The organism is Hydrogenophaga sp. ANAO-22 (assembly GCF_042466645.1).
Lineage (GTDB): Bacteria > Pseudomonadota > Gammaproteobacteria > Burkholderiales > Burkholderiaceae_C > Hydrogenophaga.
Map to the genome: position 1 here is coordinate 5789003 of NZ_CP159956.1, position 18883 is coordinate 5807885.

General features: G+C 69.9%; 17 protein-coding genes. 15 read left to right on the top strand and 2 right to left on the bottom strand.

From position 1 onward, the window contains the following. Position 1: 1 nt before the first annotated feature. The 8 genes from ABSY19_RS28130 to ABSY19_RS28165 are packed head-to-tail and all read left to right on the top strand — an operon-like array spanning position 2 to position 6863. Positions 2 to 1057 (top strand): fatty acid desaturase, encoded by a 1056-nt coding sequence (locus tag ABSY19_RS28130; RefSeq protein WP_382157812.1) that lies wholly within the window; start codon positions 2 to 4, stop codon positions 1055 to 1057. Next, positions 1041 to 2690 (top strand): isovaleryl-CoA dehydrogenase, encoded by a 1650-nt coding sequence (locus tag ABSY19_RS28135; RefSeq protein WP_382157814.1) that lies wholly within the window; start codon positions 1041 to 1043, stop codon positions 2688 to 2690. The genes ABSY19_RS28130 and ABSY19_RS28135 overlap by 17 nt, the downstream gene beginning before the upstream one ends. Positions 2691 to 2712: 22 nt before the next feature. Further along, the gene (locus ABSY19_RS28140; protein ID WP_382157816.1) at positions 2713 to 3648 is read left to right on the top strand and encodes a glutathione S-transferase family protein; all 936 of its coding nucleotides are present in this window, start codon (positions 2713 to 2715) and stop codon (positions 3646 to 3648) included. Next, positions 3645 to 4112 carry a GNAT family N-acetyltransferase gene (locus ABSY19_RS28145; protein WP_382157818.1) on the top strand — a complete coding sequence of 156 codons (468 nt, stop codon included), beginning with the start codon at positions 3645 to 3647 and terminating at the stop codon, positions 4110 to 4112. The genes ABSY19_RS28140 and ABSY19_RS28145 overlap by 4 nt, the downstream gene beginning before the upstream one ends. 25 nt (positions 4113 to 4137) lie before the next feature. Then, positions 4138 to 5043, top strand: a complete 906-nt coding sequence (locus ABSY19_RS28150; RefSeq protein WP_382157820.1) for an SDR family oxidoreductase — start codon at positions 4138 to 4140, stop codon at positions 5041 to 5043. Between the two features lie 7 nt (positions 5044 to 5050). Continuing rightward, positions 5051 to 5608 carry a methylated-DNA--[protein]-cysteine S-methyltransferase gene (locus tag ABSY19_RS28155; protein ID WP_382157822.1) on the top strand — a complete coding sequence of 186 codons (558 nt, stop codon included), beginning with the start codon at positions 5051 to 5053 and terminating at the stop codon, positions 5606 to 5608. Continuing rightward, a complete protein-coding gene (locus tag ABSY19_RS28160; RefSeq protein ID WP_382157824.1) occupies positions 5605 to 6525 on the top strand; it encodes a helix-turn-helix domain-containing protein in 921 nt (306 codons plus the stop codon). The genes ABSY19_RS28155 and ABSY19_RS28160 overlap by 4 nt, the downstream gene beginning before the upstream one ends. Further along, complete coding sequence (locus ABSY19_RS28165) at positions 6504 to 6863, top strand: VOC family protein (protein ID WP_382157826.1); 360 nt, start codon at positions 6504 to 6506, stop codon at positions 6861 to 6863. Before ABSY19_RS28160 ends, ABSY19_RS28165 begins: the two co-directional genes overlap by 22 nt. Before the next feature lie 4 nt (positions 6864 to 6867). Here ABSY19_RS28165 and ABSY19_RS28170 read toward each other — a convergent pair whose 3' ends face one another. Continuing rightward, positions 6868 to 8661, bottom strand: coding sequence for a monovalent cation:proton antiporter-2 (CPA2) family protein (locus tag ABSY19_RS28170; protein WP_382157828.1), 1794 nt, complete (start codon positions 8659 to 8661; stop codon positions 6868 to 6870). 125 nt (positions 8662 to 8786) lie between these two features. Between ABSY19_RS28170 and ABSY19_RS28175 the strand changes: the two genes are divergently transcribed. Both ABSY19_RS28175 and ABSY19_RS28180 read left to right on the top strand, forming a co-directional pair. After that, positions 8787 to 10001, top strand: a complete 1215-nt coding sequence (locus tag ABSY19_RS28175) for a multidrug effflux MFS transporter (RefSeq protein ID WP_382157830.1) — start codon at positions 8787 to 8789, stop codon at positions 9999 to 10001. Beyond that, a complete protein-coding gene (locus tag ABSY19_RS28180) occupies positions 9998 to 11383 on the top strand; it encodes an MFS transporter (protein WP_382157833.1) in 1386 nt (461 codons plus the stop codon). The genes ABSY19_RS28175 and ABSY19_RS28180 overlap by 4 nt, the downstream gene beginning before the upstream one ends. Here the strand turns inward: ABSY19_RS28180 and ABSY19_RS28185 are convergent. Beyond that, positions 11357 to 12418 carry a DUF72 domain-containing protein gene (locus ABSY19_RS28185; protein WP_382157835.1) on the bottom strand — a complete coding sequence of 354 codons (1062 nt, stop codon included), beginning with the start codon at positions 12416 to 12418 and terminating at the stop codon, positions 11357 to 11359. The two genes, ABSY19_RS28180 and ABSY19_RS28185, sit on opposite strands and share 27 nt — an antisense overlap. A 97-nt stretch (positions 12419 to 12515) precedes the next feature. Here ABSY19_RS28185 and ABSY19_RS28190 point away from each other — a divergent pair, with 97 nt between their 5' ends. The 5 genes from ABSY19_RS28190 to ABSY19_RS28210 all read left to right on the top strand — a co-directional run bounded on the left by ABSY19_RS28190 (position 12516) and on the right by ABSY19_RS28210 (position 18881). Further along, the gene (locus ABSY19_RS28190) at positions 12516 to 14888 is read left to right on the top strand and encodes a Tex family protein (RefSeq protein WP_382157837.1); all 2373 of its coding nucleotides are present in this window, start codon (positions 12516 to 12518) and stop codon (positions 14886 to 14888) included. Positions 14889 to 15014: 126 nt separating this feature from the next. Continuing rightward, positions 15015 to 15842 (top strand): HDOD domain-containing protein, encoded by an 828-nt coding sequence (locus ABSY19_RS28195; RefSeq protein WP_382157839.1) that lies wholly within the window; start codon positions 15015 to 15017, stop codon positions 15840 to 15842. An 82-nt stretch (positions 15843 to 15924) separates the two neighbouring features. Continuing rightward, positions 15925 to 16758, top strand: a complete 834-nt coding sequence (locus tag ABSY19_RS28200; RefSeq protein ID WP_382157841.1) for an HDOD domain-containing protein — start codon at positions 15925 to 15927, stop codon at positions 16756 to 16758. Positions 16759 to 16798: 40 nt separating this feature from the next. Then, complete coding sequence (locus ABSY19_RS28205) at positions 16799 to 17893, top strand: patatin-like phospholipase family protein (protein ID WP_382157843.1); 1095 nt, start codon at positions 16799 to 16801, stop codon at positions 17891 to 17893. 19 nt (positions 17894 to 17912) lie between these two features. Next, positions 17913 to 18881 carry a rhodanese-related sulfurtransferase gene (locus tag ABSY19_RS28210; protein ID WP_382157845.1) on the top strand — a complete coding sequence of 323 codons (969 nt, stop codon included), beginning with the start codon at positions 17913 to 17915 and terminating at the stop codon, positions 18879 to 18881. The last annotated feature ends 2 nt before the right edge of the window (positions 18882 to 18883 follow it).

Sequence of the window (18883 nt, forward strand, 5' to 3'; positions counted from 1 at the left end):
CGTGGACACGCCGGGCCAGCAGCAAGGTGAAGAGTTCCGCCAGGACCTGCGGGCACCCGGCGCGCGCAACGCGCAGGCGCGCCGCCTGCTCAGCACGGCCGAGCTGGCGCCGCTGACGCGGCTGTCCACGGCGCGCTCCCTGCTGGCGATCGCGCAGACCCTGGGCTGGATCGCCGCGGCCGTGGCGCTGGCGGTGCTTACCTGGCCCAGCCCGTGGATGGTGCTCAGCGTGCTGGTGCTCGGCGTGGCGCAGCACGCGGTCTTCATCCTGATCCACGAGGCCGCCCATTACCGCCTGTTCGCCGCGCGCTGGGCCAACGACGGCCTGGGCCGACTGATGGGCATGGCCGTGGGCCTGTCGATGTGCACCTACCGCGTCACGCACCGCCTGCACCACAACCACCTCTACACCGAGGAAGACCCGGACACCGCCATCCATGGCGGCTACCCGCGCGGTCGCCTGTACCTGTTGCGCAAGCTGGGTGAAGACCTGCTGGGCTTCAACGCCTGGAAGACCTACGCCTACTTCTTCGGTGCGCCCGCCATCAACGACGACACGCGGCGCGAGATCCGCCCGCTGGACGACACCTCGCCCGCCTTGCGCGCCGCCGCGCGGCAGGACCGCTGGCTGGTGCTGGCCTTCCAGCTGGCCGCGCCGCTGGCGGCCTTCGCCTGGGGTGGTGCGCAAGGCCTGCTGATGTACGCGGTGCTGTGGCTGTTGCCCCTGGTCACGGTGCTGCAGCCCATCCTGCGCCTGCGCGCCATCTGCGAGCACGGCGCGGTGACCGACCTGTCCTCGCCGCTGACCGCGGCGCGCTGCAACCGCACCAGCGGCTCGCTGGCCAACTGGCTGGGCCGCGCGCTGCTGTTCCCGCACCACGTGAACCACCACCTGGAACACCACCTGTACCCGGCCGTGCCGCACTACCACCTGCCGCGCCTGCACCGGCTGCTGCGCGACAAGGGCGCGCTGGACACCGCCGAGGTGCGCGACCTGAGCGACACCTGGACCCGGATCTTTGCCCCGAGGAGACCCCGAGATGCCCGCCACGCATGACGTTTTCAACCAGCCCGAGCCGCTGGTGGATGTGAACCTGTTCGACGGCAACCGGCCGATGCAGGCGGCGTTGAAATTCAACGCGCCCGCGCTGGACACCGCGCCGCTGCAGGCGCTGGGCGCCACGGTGGGCAGCGGCGAGATGCAGACGCACGCGCGCCTGGCCAACGTGCACACACCGCAGCTCAAGACGCACAGCCGCTTCGGCCACCGCATCGACCAGGTGGAGTTCCACCCGAGCTACCACGCGCTGATGACGGCCGCGGTGGGCGCGGGCCTGCACGGCACCGCGTTCTCGGCCGAGCAGCAGGCCACCGGCCACGCCCACCAGCTGCGCGCCGCCGGTTTCATGCTCTTCACCGAGCTGGAACCGTCCATCCTGTGCCCCATCTCCATGAGCTACGCGGTGGCGCCCGCGCTCAAGGACAACCCGGCCATCTACCGGGACTGGGCGCCCGGCCTCACCAGCCGCGCCTACGACCCGGCGCTCAAGGTCTGGCGCGACAAGCCCGGCCTGACCATGGGCATGGGCATGACGGAGAAGCAGGGTGGCTCCGACGTGCGCGCGAACACCACGCGCGCCGAGCCCGCCGGCAGCGACGCCTGGGGCCAGCGCTACACCGTCACCGGCCACAAGTGGTTCTTCTCGGCGCCGATGTGCGACGCCTTCCTGATCCTGGCGCAGACGGCCAGCGGGCTCTCGTGCCTGTTCCTGCCGCGCGTGCTGCCCGACGGCACGCTCAACCAGCTGTTCATCCAGCGCCTGAAGGACAAGCTGGGCAACAAGGCCAACGCGAGCTCCGAGGTGGAGTTCGTGGGCGCCAGCGCCTGGCTGGTGGGCGAGGAGGGGCGCGGCGTGCCGCAGATCCTGGCCATGGGCACCATGACGCGGCTGGACTGCGCGCTGGGCACCAGCGGCCTGATGCGCCAGGCGCTGTCCATCGCGCTGAACCACACCACTCAGCGCAAGGCCTTCGGCAAGGCGCTGATCGACCAGCCGCTGATGAAGAACGTGCTGGCCGACCTGGCGCTGGAGTCCGAGGCGTCCACCGCGCTGGCCCTGCGCCTGGCGCGCAGCTTCGACCGGGCGGCCGACCCGCACGAGCAGGTGATGACGCGCCTGCTCACCCCGGTGGCCAAGTTCTGGATCTGCAAGCGCGGCAGCCACTTCGCGCAGGAAGCCATGGAATGCCTGGGCGGCAACGGCTACGTGGAGGAGGGCGGCGAGGGCGTCATGGCGCGCATCTACCGCGAAATGCCGCTCAACTCGATCTGGGAGGGCGCGGGCAACATCATGGCGCTGGACCTGCTGCGCGCCTTGCGCAAGGCCGATGCCGCCGCCGCGCTGGCCCATGAACTGGCGCCCGCACGCGGCATGCACCCCGCACTCGATCACCTGGCCGATCGCCTGCCGGCGCGTGTGGAAGAGATGGCCACCGAGATGGAGGCCCGCCGCCTGGCGCAGGACGTGGCCCTGGCCGTGCAGGCCGCCTTGCTGGCGCAGACCGCGCCTGCGGCCGTGTTCGGCGCCTTCTGCGAGTCGCGCCTGGCCGGGCAGTGGGGTTACAGCTTCGGGTCGCTGGGTGCGGGCACCGATTTCGATGCCATCATTGCCCGAGCCATGCCGCGCTGAACATCCCCACAAGGCCCCCGATATGTCCGACCTCATCCTTCACCACTACGCCACGTCGCCGTTTTCCGAGAAAGCGCGCCTGATGCTGGGCCACAAGGGCCTTGCCTGGCAGAGCGTGAACATCCCGCGCATCATGCCCAAGCCCGACGTGGTCGCGCTCACCGGCGGCTACCGCCGCACGCCCATCCTGCAGGTCGGCGCCGACATCTACTGCGACACCGCGCTGATCTGCGACGTGCTGGAGCACCGCCAGCCCCAGCCCGCGCTCTACCACGAGCACCACAAGGGCGTGGCACGCGTGCTGGCGCAATGGGCCGACACCACGCTGTTCTGGGCCGCCATGGCCTACAGCCTCAGCCCGAAGGGCGCGGCCGCGCTGTTCGCCGGCCAGCCGCCCGAAGCGGCCCAGGCCTTCGCGGCCGACCGCGGCGCCATGCGCGGCGGCATGACCAGCCTGCGCCCGGGCGACGCCACCGCCGCCTACCGCAGCTACCTGCGCCGCCTCTCCACCATGGTCGAGGAACAGCCCTTCCTGCTGGGCGGCGCGCCCTGCGTGGCCGACTTCGCCGCCTACCACCCGCTGTGGTTCACCCGCGTGGTCAACCCCGCGATGGCCGGCATCCTGGACGCCACGCCCCACGTGATCGAGTGGCTGGACCGCATGGCCGCCATCGGCCACGGCACGTCCCACAAGATGACGTCCTCCGAGGCGATCGCCATCGCGGCCGCCGCCGAGCCCGCGCCGCTGACCGACGACGTGTTCCAGGACGAACACGGCATCGCCCTGGGCAGCCGTGTGACTGTGACCGCCGAGTCCTTCGGCCCCGAGCCCACCGAAGGCATCCTGCGCGCGGCCACCCGCACCCGCTACACGCTGGAACGCAACGACGAGCGCGCCGGGCGCCTGCACGTGCACTTCCCGCGCATCGGTTATGTGTTGAGGGAAGTGCGCGCTTGAGCTCCCCGACCCCGAACCTGACCTGGCGCTGCCTGCCTTTTGATGCCCTGCATGCCCGCAACCTGTATGCCCTGCTGCAACTGCGCACCGAGGTGTTCGTGATGGAACAGAACTGCGTGTTCCAGGACATGGACGGCGCCGACGCCCGATGTTTCCACCTGCTCGGCGAACGCACCGACGGCACGCTGGCGGCCTACGCCCGCCTGGTGCCGGCCGGCCTGAAATTCACCGAAGCCAGCATCGGCCGCGTGGTCACGCTGCCTGCCGCGCGCGGCGGTGGCCTGGGCCATGTGCTGATGCGCGAAGCGGTGCGGGCCTTGCACGGCCTGTGGGGCGTGCAGCCCATCCGCATCGGCGCGCAGGCCAGATTGGAGGCCTTCTACCGCCAGCACGGCTTCGAACCGGCCAGCGAGATCTACATCGAAGACGGCATCGACCACATCGAGATGGTTCGGGCCGCCTGAGTTCTTTCACACACAGGAGACATCCATGATTCAGGACTTCAAGGGCAAAACGGCGGTGCTCACCGGCGCCGGCTCGGGCTTCGGCCTCGAATGCGCGCGCATCGGCGCGAAGCTGGGCATGAACCTGGTGCTGGTGGACGTGCAGCAGGACGCGCTGGACAAGGCCACGGCCGAGATCGAGGCCACCGGCGTGCAGGTGCTCTCGCGCAAGGTCGACGTCTCCAGCCAGGAACAGATGGAAGCCCTGGCCAAGGCGGTCGAACAGCGCTTCGGCGCGCCGCACTTCGTCTTCAACAACGCGGGCGTGGGCTCGGCCGGCCTGGTGTGGGAAAACTCGGTGCGCGACTGGGAATGGGTGCTGGGCGTCAACCTCTGGGGCGTGATCCACGGCGTGCGCCTGTTCACCCCCATGATGCTGGCCGCCGCCAGGAAAGACCCGAACTGGCGCGGCCACATCGTCAACACCGCCAGCATGGCCGGCCTGCTCACGCCGCCCAACATGGGCATCTACAACGTGAGCAAACACGCCGTGGTGAGCCTGACCGAGACGCTCTACCAGGACCTGAAGCTGGTGAGCGATCAGCTCAGCACCAGCGTGCTGTGCCCGTACTTCGTGCCCACCGGCATCAACCAGAGCCACCGCAACCGCCCGGCCGAGATGGCCGACGAAAAAGCCACGCAAAGCCAGCTGATCGGCCAGGCCATGACCGACAAGGCCGTGGGCTCGGGCAAGGTCTCGGCCGCCGAGGTGGCCCAGCTGGTGTTCGACGCCATCAGCGCCGACCGCTTCTACATCTTCAGCCACCCGCGCGCGCTGGGCAATGTGCGCGCGCGCATGGAAGGCATCGTCAACCAGACCAACCCGGCCGACCCGTTCCTCGAACGGCCCGAGATCGGTGCGGGTTTGCGCGCGGCGCTGCGCGCGGTGTGAGACCGCGATGGACGGCGGCCACACGCTGTTCGACACCGCCATCGGTGCGATCGGCATCGCCTGGGGGCCGCACGGCGTGGTGGCGGTGCAGTTGCCCGAAGCGGATGCCACGCGCACCCGGGCGCGGCTGCTGAAGGGCCTGCCGCCGCTGCCGGAAGATGCGCACCCGCCCGCGCCGGTGCAGGCCGCCATCGACGGCGTCCAGGCCTTGCTGGCGGGCGCCTCGCGCAGCGATCTGCGCGAGATCGCGCTCGACATGAGCGGACTCACCCCGTTCCAGCGCGAGGTCTATGCCCTGGCCCGCGCGATACCGCCCGGCGAAACGCGCACCTACGGCGAACTGGCCGAGGCCCTGGGCGACGCCGGCCTGGCCCGGGCGGTGGGGCAGGCCATGGGCCACAACCCGTTCGCGCCCATCGTGCCTTGCCACCGCGTGCTCGCGGCGGGCGGGCGCTCGGGTGGTTTCTCGGGCGGCAGCGGCGTGCCGACCAAGCTGCGCATGCTGCAGATCGAGCGCGCCCGCATCGGCAACGAGCCCGGCCTGTTCGACGGAGAGCCGCCGTGATCACCGCCACCGAGCTGCAGGCCGGCCCGGTGCGCGTGGTGGACTACCGCTGCGGCACAGGCCCGGCCGAGCGGCCGTTCACCGAGGTGCACCAGGGCCATTCGGTGTCCTATGTGCGCAAGGGCACCTTCGGCTACCGGGTGGGCGGCGATGCCTACGAGCTGGTGGCCGGCTCGGTGCTGGTGGGCCACCCGGGCGACGAATTCATGTGCACGCACGACCACGCGGTCTGCGGCGACGAGTGCCTGGCCTTTCACCTCTCGCCCGGTTTTGTCGAACTGGTCGGTGGCGACCGCCGCACCTGGCGCACCGGCGGCCTGCCGCCCTTGCCCGAGCTCATGGTGCTGGGCGAGCTCGCGCAAGCCGTGGCCAGCGGCCAGGGCGACGCCGGCCTGGACGAGGTGGGCCTGTGGTTCGCGTCGCGCTTCGTGGACGTGGTGAGCGGCCGCGAGCTCAGGCCCGCGCCGGTGGCCGAACGCGACCGGCGCCGCGCCGTGGAGGCTGCGACGTGGATCGCGGCCCATTCGAACGAGGCCGTCGACCTGGACCGGGCGGCGGGCGAAGCGGCCCTGAGCCCGTTCCATTTCCTGCGGGTGTTCTCGCGGGTGCTGGGCGTCACGCCGCACCAGTACCTGGTGCGTTCGCGCCTGCGGCACGCGGCCCGGCTGCTCGCCGAGGACGACCGCCCGGTGACCGAGGTGGCGCTGGAGGTGGGCTTCGCCGACCTCAGCAACTTCGTGCGCAGCTTCCACCGCGCGGCCGGCCTGTCCCCGCGCGGCTTCCGGCGCGCCGCCCGCAAAGGCCCCTCGAAAGACCGCAAGATTCTCCAAGACCGCCTGGCGACCCTGCTCGAAGATGAACGCCTCATCCACCCATCGAGCAGGAAACCTTCGCCATGTACGACCACCTCGGACTGAAAGTCAACGACCTCGCCAAGAGCACCCGCTTCTACGAAGCCGCGCTCGCGCCGCTCGGCCACGTGCTGGGCTCCCACGACGACAGTTATGCCGGCCTGGGGCCGAAAGACGCCCCTGCGCTGTGGCTCTACGCGGCGCCGGGCCACCAGGGCCCGGGCACGCACGTCGCGTTTCGCGCCCCCGACCACCGGGCGGTGGACGCCTTCTACAAAGCAGGCCTGAAGGCCGGCGCGCGCGACAACGGCGGCCCCGGCGCGCGGCCCGACTACAGCCCGACCTACTACGCGGCCTTCCTGATCGACCCCGACGGCAACAACGTCGAAGCCGTCTGCCCGTGAGGGTTCAGGCCGGGGCCTGCGCGTCCTGGCCCTCGGCCTGCTGTTTCTTCACCTGGTTGCCCAGCACCAGCTGGCGGCCGGCGAACAGGCCGCCGGCGGCTTCGAGGTCCATGCGCTCGGCGTCGCGCCGGCGCAGGTGCTCCATCACCTCGTCGGCTTCCTCCTCGGCGGCCCCGAGCGTGAGCACCGCCTGGCGGCCCATGGCCATGGCCGACTCGAAGGTCTCGCGCACGAGGTAGCCCACGTCGGCCTTGCGCAGCTCGAGCACGTGTTCGCGGTCGAACGCGCGCACCAGCAGCTCGGCGTGCGGGAACTCGGTCTTGGCCAGCTCGGCGATGCGCGTGGCGGCTTCCTTGTTGTCCAGGCAGACCAGGATGGCCTGCGCCGCGTGGGCACCGGCCGCGTGCAGCACGTCGGCGCGGCAGCCGTCGCCGTAGTAGACCTTGAAGCCGTAGGCTTCGGCGTCGCGGATCATCTGCACGTTGTTGTCGATGATGGTGATGCTCGCGCCGCGGGCGATCACGCCCTGGCTGGCGATCTGGCCGAAACGGCCGAAGCCGATCACCAGCACGCTCGCGGCCCGGTCGGCCACGGTCTCGATGCCGTCCATGGACACGCCGGCGTCCTTGGCCGCGAAGCGCCGGTGCACCAGCACCACCAGCGGGGTGAGCGCCATGGACAGGACCACGATGGCGGTCATGTTGGCGTTGACCACCGGGTCGATCACCTTGGCGCCCAGCGCGGCGGCGAACAGCACGAAGGCGAACTCGCCGCCCTGCGCCATGAGCACGGCGCGGTCCAGCGCGTCGGCGTGCGAGCTGCGGGCGAAGCGCGCCACGCCGTAGATGCACAGGGCCTTGACCAGCATCATCGCCACCACGCCGGCCACGATGATGGGCCAGTTGCTCGCCACGGCCGCCAGGTCCAGCGACATGCCCACGCTCAGGAAGAACAGACCCAGCAGCAGGCCCCGGAAGGGCTCGATGTCGGCCTCCAGCTGGTGGCGGAAGGTGGATTCGGACAGCAGCACGCCGGCCAGGAAGGCGCCCATGGCCATGGACAGGCCACCGACCTGCATCAGCAGGGCCGCGCCCAGCACCACCAGCAGGGCGGCGGCGGTCATCACCTCGCGCGCCTTGGCGTTGGCCAGGATGCGGAAGAGGGGGTTGAGCAGCCACACGCCTGCGGCCACCAGCGCCACCAGCGAGCCCAGGCCCAGGCCGATCGCGCCCCAGCGCGACGAGGTGGCGGCCACCGGCCCGCCGATGTCGGGCGGCGCCATGAAGGCCACCACCGCCAGCAGCGGCACGATCAGCAGGTCTTCGAACAGCAGGATGGCGACGATCTTCTGCCCGCGCGGCTGGGCCATGTCGCCGCGCTCGCCCAGCAGCTGCATCACCACGGCGGTGGAGGTCAGCACGAAGCCCATGGCGCTCACGAAGGACACGCCCAGCGGGAAACCGAAGGCCAGGCCGACGCCGGTGAGCAGAAAGCCGCACACCACCACCTGCAGGCTGCCCAGGCCGAAGATGGCCTTGCGCAGGCTCCAGAGGTGCGAGGGCTGCATTTCCAGCCCGATCACGAAGAGGTACATCACCACCCCGAGTTCGGCCGTGTGCAGGATGGTGGCCGGGTCGCTGATCAGGCCCATGCCGAACGGCCCGATGGCCAGGCCCGCGGCCAGGTAACCCAGCACCGAGCCCAGGCCGATGCGCTTGAACAGGGGCACGGCGACCACCGCTGCGCCCAGCAGGGTCACGACTTTGAGCAGGTCGCCTGCGCTGCCTTCAACGGCCATGGTGGGGTTCTCCGGGGGAAAGTAAGGGGGTGGGATGCGAAATTGTGACGCACCCGGACCGCCCCTACACCAGAACGGTCCAACCGTGCCCCGGCAAAGCCTTCGCGCCCTGGCGACAATAGGGGATGTTCTTCACCCGTTATCTCAAGATGGCCCTGATTCTGGGCCTGCTCTCCGCCATCGGCCCCTTCGCCATCGACATGTACCTGCCCGCGCTGCCCGACATCGGGAGCAGCCTGGGCGCCGAGGTCGGTGCCGTGCAGTTCAGCCTGACCGCGTTTTTCCTGTCCCTGGGCGTGGGCCAGCTGCTCTACGGCCCGGTGTCCGACATGGTGGGCCGCAAGCCGCCGCTGTACTTCGGCCTGGGCCTGTTCACCCTGGCCAGCATCGGCTGCGCGCTGGCCACCGACATCCAGACCCTGGTGGCGCTGCGCTTCCTGCAGGGCCTGGGCGCGGCCGCCGGCATGGCGATCCCGCGCGCCGTGGTGCGCGACCTGCACACCGGCGCCGATGCCGCGCGCCTGATGTCGCTGCTGATGCTGGTGTTCAGCGTCTCGCCCATCCTGGCCCCGCTGGCGGGCAGCGGCGTGATCGCGCTGACCGGCTGGCGCGGCGTGTTCTGGGCCGTGGCCCTGGCTTCCGTGGCCGGGCTGGCCCTGGTCTACGGCACGCTGCAGGAGACCCGCACCGAAGCCGAGCGCGTGGAAAGCAGCCTGGACAGCGCCCTGCGCGCCTACGCCTTGCTGCTGCGCGACTGGCATTACCTGGGTCTCGTGGGCATCGGCGCCACGGCCATGGCCGGGTTCTTCGTCTACCTGGCCGGTTCGCCCTTCGTGCTGATCAACCACTACGGCCTCACGCCCACGCAGTACAGCCTGGCGTTCTCGCTGAACGCCATCGCCTTCATCGGCGCCTCGCAGTTCACCGGCGTGCTCGGCCAGCGCTTCGGCCTGGTGCGGCTGGTGAAGGTGGCGGCCACCGCCTCGGGCCTGACCATGGCGCTGATGCTGGCCTACTACCTCGCGGGCGGCGACCAGCTCGTGGTGCTGATCATTCTGTATTTCATCGCCAGCGCCTTCATGGGCCTGGTCATTCCCACCACCTCGGTGCTCGCGCTGGAGAAACACGGCGCCATCGCCGGCACCGCCTCGGCGCTGCTGGGCACCCTGCAGATGCTGGGCGGCGCGGCCGCCATGGGCATCGTGAGCCTGTTCGCCACCGGCAAGCCCCTGCCCATGGTGGTGGGCATGGCCACGGGCGCGCTGATCGGCGTGGCATTGACCTGGATCACGCTCTCGGGCGACCCCACGAGGCACCTGGCCGCCGAGGCGCGCGGGTGACGGCGCAGGACGGTCTGCCGTCTCCCCAGCGCGGCAAGGCCGTGCTGGTGATCGTGCTCGGCATCGCCATGTCGGTGATGGACGGCAGCATCGTCAACCTCGCGTTGCCCGGCATCGCGCGCCAGCTCCAGGCCGAGGCCTCGCAGGCGATCTGGGTGGTCAATGCCTACCAGATCGCTTCGCTGGTGATGCTGCTGCCCCTGGCCGCGCTGGGCGACCGGCTGGGCTACCGCCGCGTCTACCTGGTGGGCATGCTGCTGTTCGTGCTGTCCTCGGTGGCCGCCATGCTGGCGGATTCGCTGGCCATGCTCACCGCCGCGCGGGCGCTGCAGGGGCTGGGCGCGGCCGGCATCATGAGCGTGAACACCGCGCTCGTGCGCCTGGTCTACCCGAGTTCGCGCCTGGGGCGCGGCATCGCGCTCAATTCGATGGTGGTGGCCACCTCCACCATGGCCGGCCCGGCGGTGGCGGCGGCCATCCTGTCGGTGGCGTCGTGGCCCTGGCTGTTCGCGCTGAACCTGCCGCTGGGCCTGCTCACGCTGTGGATGGGGCGGCGCGCGCTGCCCTACAACCCCACGCGCGCCGAGGCCGCGCCCCAGTTCTCGCTGATCGACGTGGCGCTCAACGTGCTCATGTTCACGCTGGTCTTCGTCGGTGCCGATTACCTGGGCGTGCGCAGTGGCGCGGCGCACAGCGCCCCGGTGCTGGGCTGGGCCTTGCTGGCCGCCGGGGTGGCGGTGGGGGTGATCTACCTGCGCCGCCAGCGGCGGCTGACGGCGCCCCTGTTCCCGCTGGATTTGCTGCGCATTCCCGTGTTCGCGCTGTCCATGGGCTCGTCGCTCGGGGCCTTCTGCGCGCAGATGCTGGCCTTTCTCAGCCTGCCGTTCCTGCTGCTGGAAGTGCAGGGCCGCTCGCACATGGACGCCGGCCTGATCATGACCGCCTGGCCGCTGGCCACCGTGGTCGTGGCGCCGATCGCCGGCCGCCTGATCGGCCGCTACCCCGCGGGCTGGCTGGGCGGCATCGGCATGGTGGTGTTCGCCACCGGCCTGCTGCTGGTGGGCCTGCGGCCCGAGCACGCCACCAGCTTCGAGATGGGCTGGCGCCTGGCCTTGTGCGGCGCGGGTTTCGCGCTGTTCCAGTCGCCCAACAACCACACCATCGTGACCACCGCGCCGGTGCACCGCAGCGGCGCGGCCAGCGGCATGCTGGGCACGGCGCGGCTCACGGGACAGACGCTGGGCGCGGTGATCCTGGCGGCGATCTTCGCGGTCTGGAACCAGCACGACGGCCGGGCCGAGACGATCGCGCTGTGCCTGGCGGCGGGCTGCGCGCTGCTGGCCGGGCTGAGCAGCTCACTTCGGGTGAGGGCGACCCGCTAATCCTTCGGCCAGGGCCCGCACCGACAGCGGCGCGCAGCCCTCGGCCTTGTTGCTGATGGTGACAAAGACGTTCTGGCCGGCGCCGGCGATGCCCGCCATGGTGCGCACCAGCAGCTCGCGCGTGTCCTGGTCCACGTCGTGGATGCGGTCGTAGGGGCTGTACTCGCGCTGGGCGTCTTCGTAACCGTAGGCGCCGTGCAGCGGGTTGAGGTTCCAGCGGCAGACCATGGGGCCGGGCCAGAGCGCCCGCAGCAGGGGCAACTGGTCGCGCAGGCGCGGCATCTTGGCGTGCAGGCACAGGCACCAGGTGGCGCCGGCCTCGCGCAGCACGGCGGCCAGCTCGTGCACGAAGGGTTCGTCCAGCCACTGCGGGTCGCGCACCTCCACGGCCAGCACGCCGTCGGGCGCGGTGGGCGCCAGCGGCGGCTGGGCCAGCAGGAGCTTGCGCAGGCGTTGCAGCACCAGCGGCAGGTTGTGCAGCAGGTGCCGGGGCAGGGGGCTGAGCTGGAACACCAGCGCGCCGACCTTGTGGCCCAGGCCCGCGAGCGCGGGCGCCACGAAGTCCTGCGTCGCCAGCGCCGGGTCGAGGAACGCCGGGTTGGGCTGCACGCCCCGGCCGTCCTCGCCGCGCACCAGCGCGTCGGTCACGTGGCTGGGCGCTTTCACCACGAAGCGGAAGTCGTCCGGCACCTGGGCCGCGTAGCGCGCGTACTGGTCCTGCGTGAGCGGGCGGTAGAAGCTGCGGTCCACGCTGACCGAGCGCATCAGCGGGTGCTGACCATAGGCGCGCAGGCCTTCTTTCGACAACAGGGTGTCGGGGTATTCGCTGTCCCACACCAGGCCGGCCCAACCGGGGTAGGACCAGGACGAGCTGCCCAGCCGCACGCGAGCGGGCAGGGCGGCAGCCAGCCCCTGCAGCACCGGATCGGGCGGCGCGGGATTCACCCGGGCCAGGCTTTTGCGCGCGGCCGGGGCGGGTGAGGGCGCCGAGGGCGCGGGGGGAGGAGGCGGGTCGCCGAAGAGGTCGTCTTGCATGGTGGAAACGGGTCAGGCGCCTACCACAAACAGCGCCCATGGTAGCCCCAACGGCTGTGGCAAACTCGCGCGCTTCTCGTTTCCACATCGACGGTGCATGCAGCAGATCATCCGGCAGATCGCCACAGAAATCAGGGTTGAAGAACGACAAGTGCTCGCAGCGGTCGAGCTGCTGGATGGGGGAGCCACGGTGCCCTTCGTCGCGCGCTACCGCAAGGAAGCCACGGGCGGCCTGGACGACATCCAGCTGCGCGAGCTGTCCTACCGCCTGGACTACCTGCGCGAACTCGAGGACCGCCGTGCCTCGGTGCTCAAGAGCATCGACGAACAGGGCAAGCTCACCGACGCGCTGCGCGCCGCCATCGCCGCCGCGCCGACCAAACAGGAACTCGAAGACCTCTACCTGCCGTTCAAGCAGAAGCGCCGCACCAAGGGCCAGATCGCGCGCGAATTCGGCATCGAACCGCTGGCCGACAAGCTGTTCGCCGACCCCACGCTGGACCCGGCGGCCGAAGCCGCCGCGTTCACCCGTCCGCCGGAGGTGCTGGACGACGGCATGCCCGGCGCCGATTTCTCCACCGTGCCGGCCGTGCTCGACGGTGTGCGCGACATCCTGAGCGAGCGCTGGGCCGAAGACGCCACCTTGCTGCAGAACCTGCGCGAATGGCTTTGGACCGAAGGCCTGCTCAAGAGCACGCTGGTGAACGGCAAGGACGAGAACGCGCCCGAGGTGGCGAAGTTCCGCGACTATTTCGATTACGACGAGCCGATCTCCCGCGTGCCGTCGCACCGGGCGCTGGCCGTGTTCCGCGGCCGCGCGCTGGAGATCCTGGACGCCAAGCTGGTGCTGCCCGAGCCCGAGGTGGTGCCCGCCACCACCGGCAAGGCCGCGCCCGTGGTCTCGCTGGCCGAAGGCCGCATCGCCCTGCACCTGGGCTGGAGCCACAAGGGCCGTGCCGCCGACGACCTGCTGCGCAAGTGCGTGGCCTGGACCTGGCGCGTCAAGCTCTCGCTCTCCAGCGAGCGCGACCTGTTCGCCCGCCTGCGCGAGAGCGCCGAGGCGGTGGCGATCAAGGTCTTCGCCGACAACCTGCGCGACCTGCTGCTGGCCGCGCCGGCCGGTCCCAAGGTGGTGATGGGCCTGGACCCGGGCATCCGCACCGGCGTGAAGGTGGCGGTGGTCGACGCCACCGGCAAACTCGTCGACACCGCCACGGTGTACCCGCACGAACCCCGGCGCGACTGGGACGGCGCGCTGCACACCCTGGCGCTGCTGGGCCGCAAGCACGGCGTGAACCTGGTCGCCATCGGCAACGGCACCGCCAGCCGCGAGACCGACAAGCTCGCCGCCGACCTCATCAAGCTGCTGGAGAAGGCCAACCTGACCGGTGTGCAGAAGGTCGTGGTCAGCGAGGCGGGCGCCTCGGTCTATTCCGCGAGCGAATTCGCCTCGCAGGAAATGCCCGACGTGGACGTGAGCCTGCGCGGCGCGGCCAGCATCGCGCGCCGCCTGCAGGACCCGCTGGCCGAGCTGGTGAAGATCGACCCCAAGAGCATCGGCGTGGGCCAGTACCAGCACGACGTGAACCAGAGCGAGCTCGCGCGCACCCTCGACGCCGTGGTGGAAGACTGCGTGAACGGCGTGGGCGTGGACCTGAACACCGCCAGCGTGCCGCTGCTCTCGCGCGTCTCCGGCCTTTCGGGCAGCGTGGCCAAGGCCGTGGTGCGCTGGCGCGAGACGCACGGCGCGTTCAAGAGCCGCCAGCAGCTGATGGACGTGGCCGGCCTGGGCGCCAAGACCTTCGAGCAGAGCGCGGGCTTCCTGCGCATCCGGGGTGGCGAGAATCCGCTGGACATGACCGGCGTGCACCCGGAGACCTACGCCGTGGTCGAGCAGATCATGGAGAAGACCGGCAAGCCCGTGGGTGAGCTGATGGGCCGCGCCGACATGCTCAAGACCCTGCGGCCCGAGCTGTTCGCCAACGAGCGCTTCGGTGTCATCACGGTCAAGGACATCCTGGGCGAACTGGAAAAGCCCGGCCGCGACCCGCGCCCGGACTTCCAGGTGGCGCGTTTCAACGAAGGCGTGGACGACATCAGCGACCTGCGCGAGGGCATGGTCCTCGAAGGCACGGTGAGCAACGTGGCCCAGTTCGGCGCTTTCGTGGACCTTGGCGTCCACCAGGACGGCCTGGTGCATGTGAGCCAGCTGTCGCACAAGTTCGTGAACGACGCGCGCGAGATCGTCAAGACCGGCGACATCGTCAAGGTCAAGGTGATGGAAGTGGACGTGGCGCGCAAGCGCATCGGCCTGTCCATGAAACTCGACGCCGCGCCGGCCCGGCGCGATGGGCCGCGCGACAACCGCTTCGAAGCCTCGCGCGGACACGGTCGCTCCGGCGGCCCGGCCTCGCCACCGGCGCCATCCGCCATGGCCTCGGCCTTCGCCAAGCTGAAAAAAGGCGCCTGAGCCCGCGCCGGGGCCCGGCCGGGCAGGGGCGACAGACTTGAGGCCCACCGGCCTCAAGTCTTCGGTTGAATCGCCGATAAGGAGGGAAATCGGAAATCCTTCTGCACGCACGGCCTTCACCACCCCATGGAACTCGAAGCCCTCCTGAACTACCCGCGCGCCTTGCCCGCGATGTCGCGCACCGTCTCGGACCTGCTGGCCGAGATGAACAAGGAAGACCCCAGCCCCAAACGCGTCGCCAGCCTGGTGGCGCACGATCCCGCGCTCACCACCCGCGTGCTGCGCCTGTCGAACTCGGCCTTTTTCCGCGTCAGCCGCCAGATCGGCAGCGCCGAAGAGGCCGTGGCCCTGCTGGGCATGACCCATGTGCGCTCGCTGGTGATGGCCGCGGCGCTGGGCTCAAGCTTCAAGAACGTGCCGGGCGTGGACATGGTCCAGTTCTGGCGCTACAGCCTGCGGGTGGCCGATATCTCGCGCTCGCTCTCCAGCTTGCTGCGCCAGAACGAGGGCAATGCCTTCACCGCCGGCCTGGTGCACGCCATCGGCGACCTGATCATGCACATCGCCATGCCCGACGTGATCGGCCCCATCGACATGGGCACGCCGCCGCTGGACCTGCGCCGCGCCGAGGTGGAGCGCTCGGTGCTGGGCTACACCTACGCCGAGGTCGGCGCCGGCATGGCCGAAAAGTGGCAGTTCCCCACCACCATCGTCTCCGCCCTCAAGCACCAGACCGCGCCGTTCGACGGCGAGGTGTACGACACGCTCGGCGGCGTGCTGCACCTGGCCTCCTGGCGCGCCCGTGCCGAGGAAATCCAGCTCGACGAAGCCGGCCTGGTGGCCACCTTCCCCGACATGATCGGCCTCACGCTGGGCCTGGACCTGGACAGCGTGCTGGGCAAGGATCCCACGGAATGGTCATTCAGCCAGGCCCTCAGCGCATTCATTGACTGAAAAGTTCTAAAGTGCGTCGCCTTTGCGACGATGACAAAGGGACAACTTTCTTGCAGTCAAGTCTCAGCAAAGGCAGGTCATCATGCAACTCGAAAAGCTCCTCAAGCAACCGAATGCACTTCCGTCTGCGCCCAAGGTCGTGCGCAAGCTGATCGAGACCTTCGACAAGGAAGATGTCGACGCCATGCTGGCGGCCTCGTTGATCGAAGACGATCCGGTGCTGACCGCCAAGCTGCTCAAGACCGCCAATTCCGCCTTCTTCGGGCTGCACCGCTCGGTGAGCAATGCGCGCGACGCGATCAATGTGCTGGGCCTCATCAAGGTGCGCGCGCTGGTGATTGCCGCCTCGCTGGGCGAAGGCTTCCACACCGTGGGTGGGGTCAACCTCAACCAGTTCTGGCGCTACAGCCTCAACACGGCCAACCTCTCGCGCTACATCGCGCTGCCGATCAAGATGGACGAGAACACCGCGTTCACGGCCGGCCTGATCCATGGCATCGGGGAACTCGTCATGCACGTGGGCATGCCCGAGGCGATGATCGACCTCGACCGCAGCGTGCCCATGCTCGATCTCAAGCGCGCCAAGGCCGAGCGCGGCCTGTTCGGCTACAGCTACGCCGAAGTGGGCGCGGCGCTGGCCCGCGACTGGCATTTCCCCAAGCGTATGATCAACGCGATCCTGCACCAGACCGCGCCGTTCGACAACGACGTGTACGAGCCCATTGCCGGCGTGATCCACATCGGCTCCTGGCGCGCCCGCGCCGAAGAGCAGCAGATGCGCTCGGAGCTGCTGATCAACACCTACCCGGATCCCGTGGGGCTGGTGCTCGGCATCGATCCCGACACCGTGGTGGCCGAAGAGATTCCGTCGATTTCGCGCCATTCGGAAGTCACCGAGGCGTCCGAACCGAACTGATCTTTTTGAACCTCCGGGGCTGCGCGACAATCGCAGCCCTATGTCCGCGCTCCGTCTCTACGCCGGCCCCACGGCCCGGCGGCACATCGAACAACATGGCCTGCGTCCCCACGACGTCGGCATCATCCCCGCGGCGGCGGGCGGCCCCAAGGGTCTGATCCTCGGCCCCCTCGATCGCTTCCTGTTCGGCGAGTGGCTGCCGCGCAGCGATCAGGCCGTGCACCTGGTCGGTGCGTCCATCGGCGCCTGGCGCATGGCCACGGCCTGCCTGGACAACCCCGTGGAAGCCTTCGAACGGCTGGAGCGGGACTACATCGCCCAGCACTACGACCTGCCCGCCGGGCAAAAGCGCCCCACGGCCAGCCAGATCAGCCAACGCTTCGGTGAAAACCTTCAGCTGTTCTACGGCGGACGGGTGGAGGAAGCCCTTCACAACCCCCGCTACCGCCTGCACATCGTCACCTCGCGGGGGCGCCTGCTGCTGCGGCACGAAGGCCACCTGCGCACGCCGCTGGGTTACCTTGGTGCCTTCACCGCCAATGCGCTGCACCGCAAGGCGCTGGGCGCCTGGCTGGAGCGGGTGGTGTTCTCGTCCGTGCCGTCCGGCTCGGGCGGGGTGAGCCCGCTGCCTTTCGCCACGCTCGACTACCGCACGCGGCAGGTACCGATGTTCGCCGACAACTTCATGGACGCGTTGCAGGCGAGCTGCTCGATTCCCTTCATGCTGCGCCCGGTGCGCAACATCGCGGGCGCGCCACCGGGCACCTACTGGGACGGCGGTCTCACCGACTACCACCTGCACCTGCAATACCAGCCGCCGACGGCATCGCCCCTCGTGCTGTACCCCCACTTCCAGAAAGCCGTGGTGCCCGGCTGGCTCGACAAGGCCTGGAAGGGCCGGCACCGCAGCAGCCCGGCGCTGGACACCATGCTGGTGATCGCGCCCGACCCGGAGTGGGTCAAGCAGTTGCCCAACAGCAAGCTGCCCGACCGGGACGACTTCAGCCGCTACGGGCAGGACCTGCCGGCGCGCATGAAGGCCTGGAACGGCGCCACCAGCGCCGCGCGCCAGTTGGCCGACGAGTTCGCCCATTGGCTGGAGAAGCCCGACCTCTCGCGCGTCGAGCCGCTGTAGGGCGCGGGATAATCCCCCCATGCCCGCCTTTCTCACCGCCGCCCTGTACCAGTTCGTCGATCTGCCGGACCACGCCGACCTGCGTGAACCCCTTCTGGCCTGCTGCGAGGCCCACGGCGTCAAGGGCACGTTGCTGCTGGCGCGCGAAGGCATCAACGGCACCATCGCGGGGCCGGAAGAGGGGGTGCTGGCGGTGCTTGCCCACCTGCGCGCCGACCCGCGCCTGGCTCAGTTGCCGCACAAGACCTCCTGGAGCGACCACCCGCCGTTCCACCGCATGAAGGTGCGGCTGAAGAAGGAGATCGTCACCCTGCGGGTGCCCGGGCTGGACCCGAACCAGACCGTGGGCCAGTACGTGAAACCACAGGACTGGAACGCCTTGCTGGCCGATCCGGACGTGGTGCTGATCGACACGCGCAATGATTACGAAGTGGCCATCGGCACCTTCCAGGGCGCGATCAACCCGAACATCAAGACCTTCACCGAACTGCCGGCCTGGCTGGATGCCCAGCCGGCCTTGCAGGGTGAGGGCAGGAAACCCAAAGTGGCGATGTTCTGCACCGGCGGGATCCGCTGCGAGAAGTCGACCGCGCTCATGAAGATGCGGGGCTTCGACGAGGTCTATCACCTGGAAGGCGGCATCCTCAAGTACCTGGAAGAGGTGCCGCCCGAGCAAAGCACCTGGCAGGGCGACTGTTTCGTGTTCGACGAGCGCGTGAGCGTGGGCCACGGCCTGGCGCCCGGCCCGCACGAGCTCTGCCGTTCGTGCCGCTGGCCACTGAGCCCCGAGGAAAAGGCCTCACCCCACTACGTCAAGGGCGTGAGCTGTGCCCATTGCCACGACCAGCGCAGCCCGGAAGAGAAAGCCCGCCTCGCGGAGCGCCAGCGCCAGGTGGAGCTGGCCGAAGCGCGCGGCGAGGTGCACGTGGGGGCGCGCATGGACGGGCAAGGCGGCGGTGCGGAGGGCCAGCCCGAGCCGCATGCCTGACC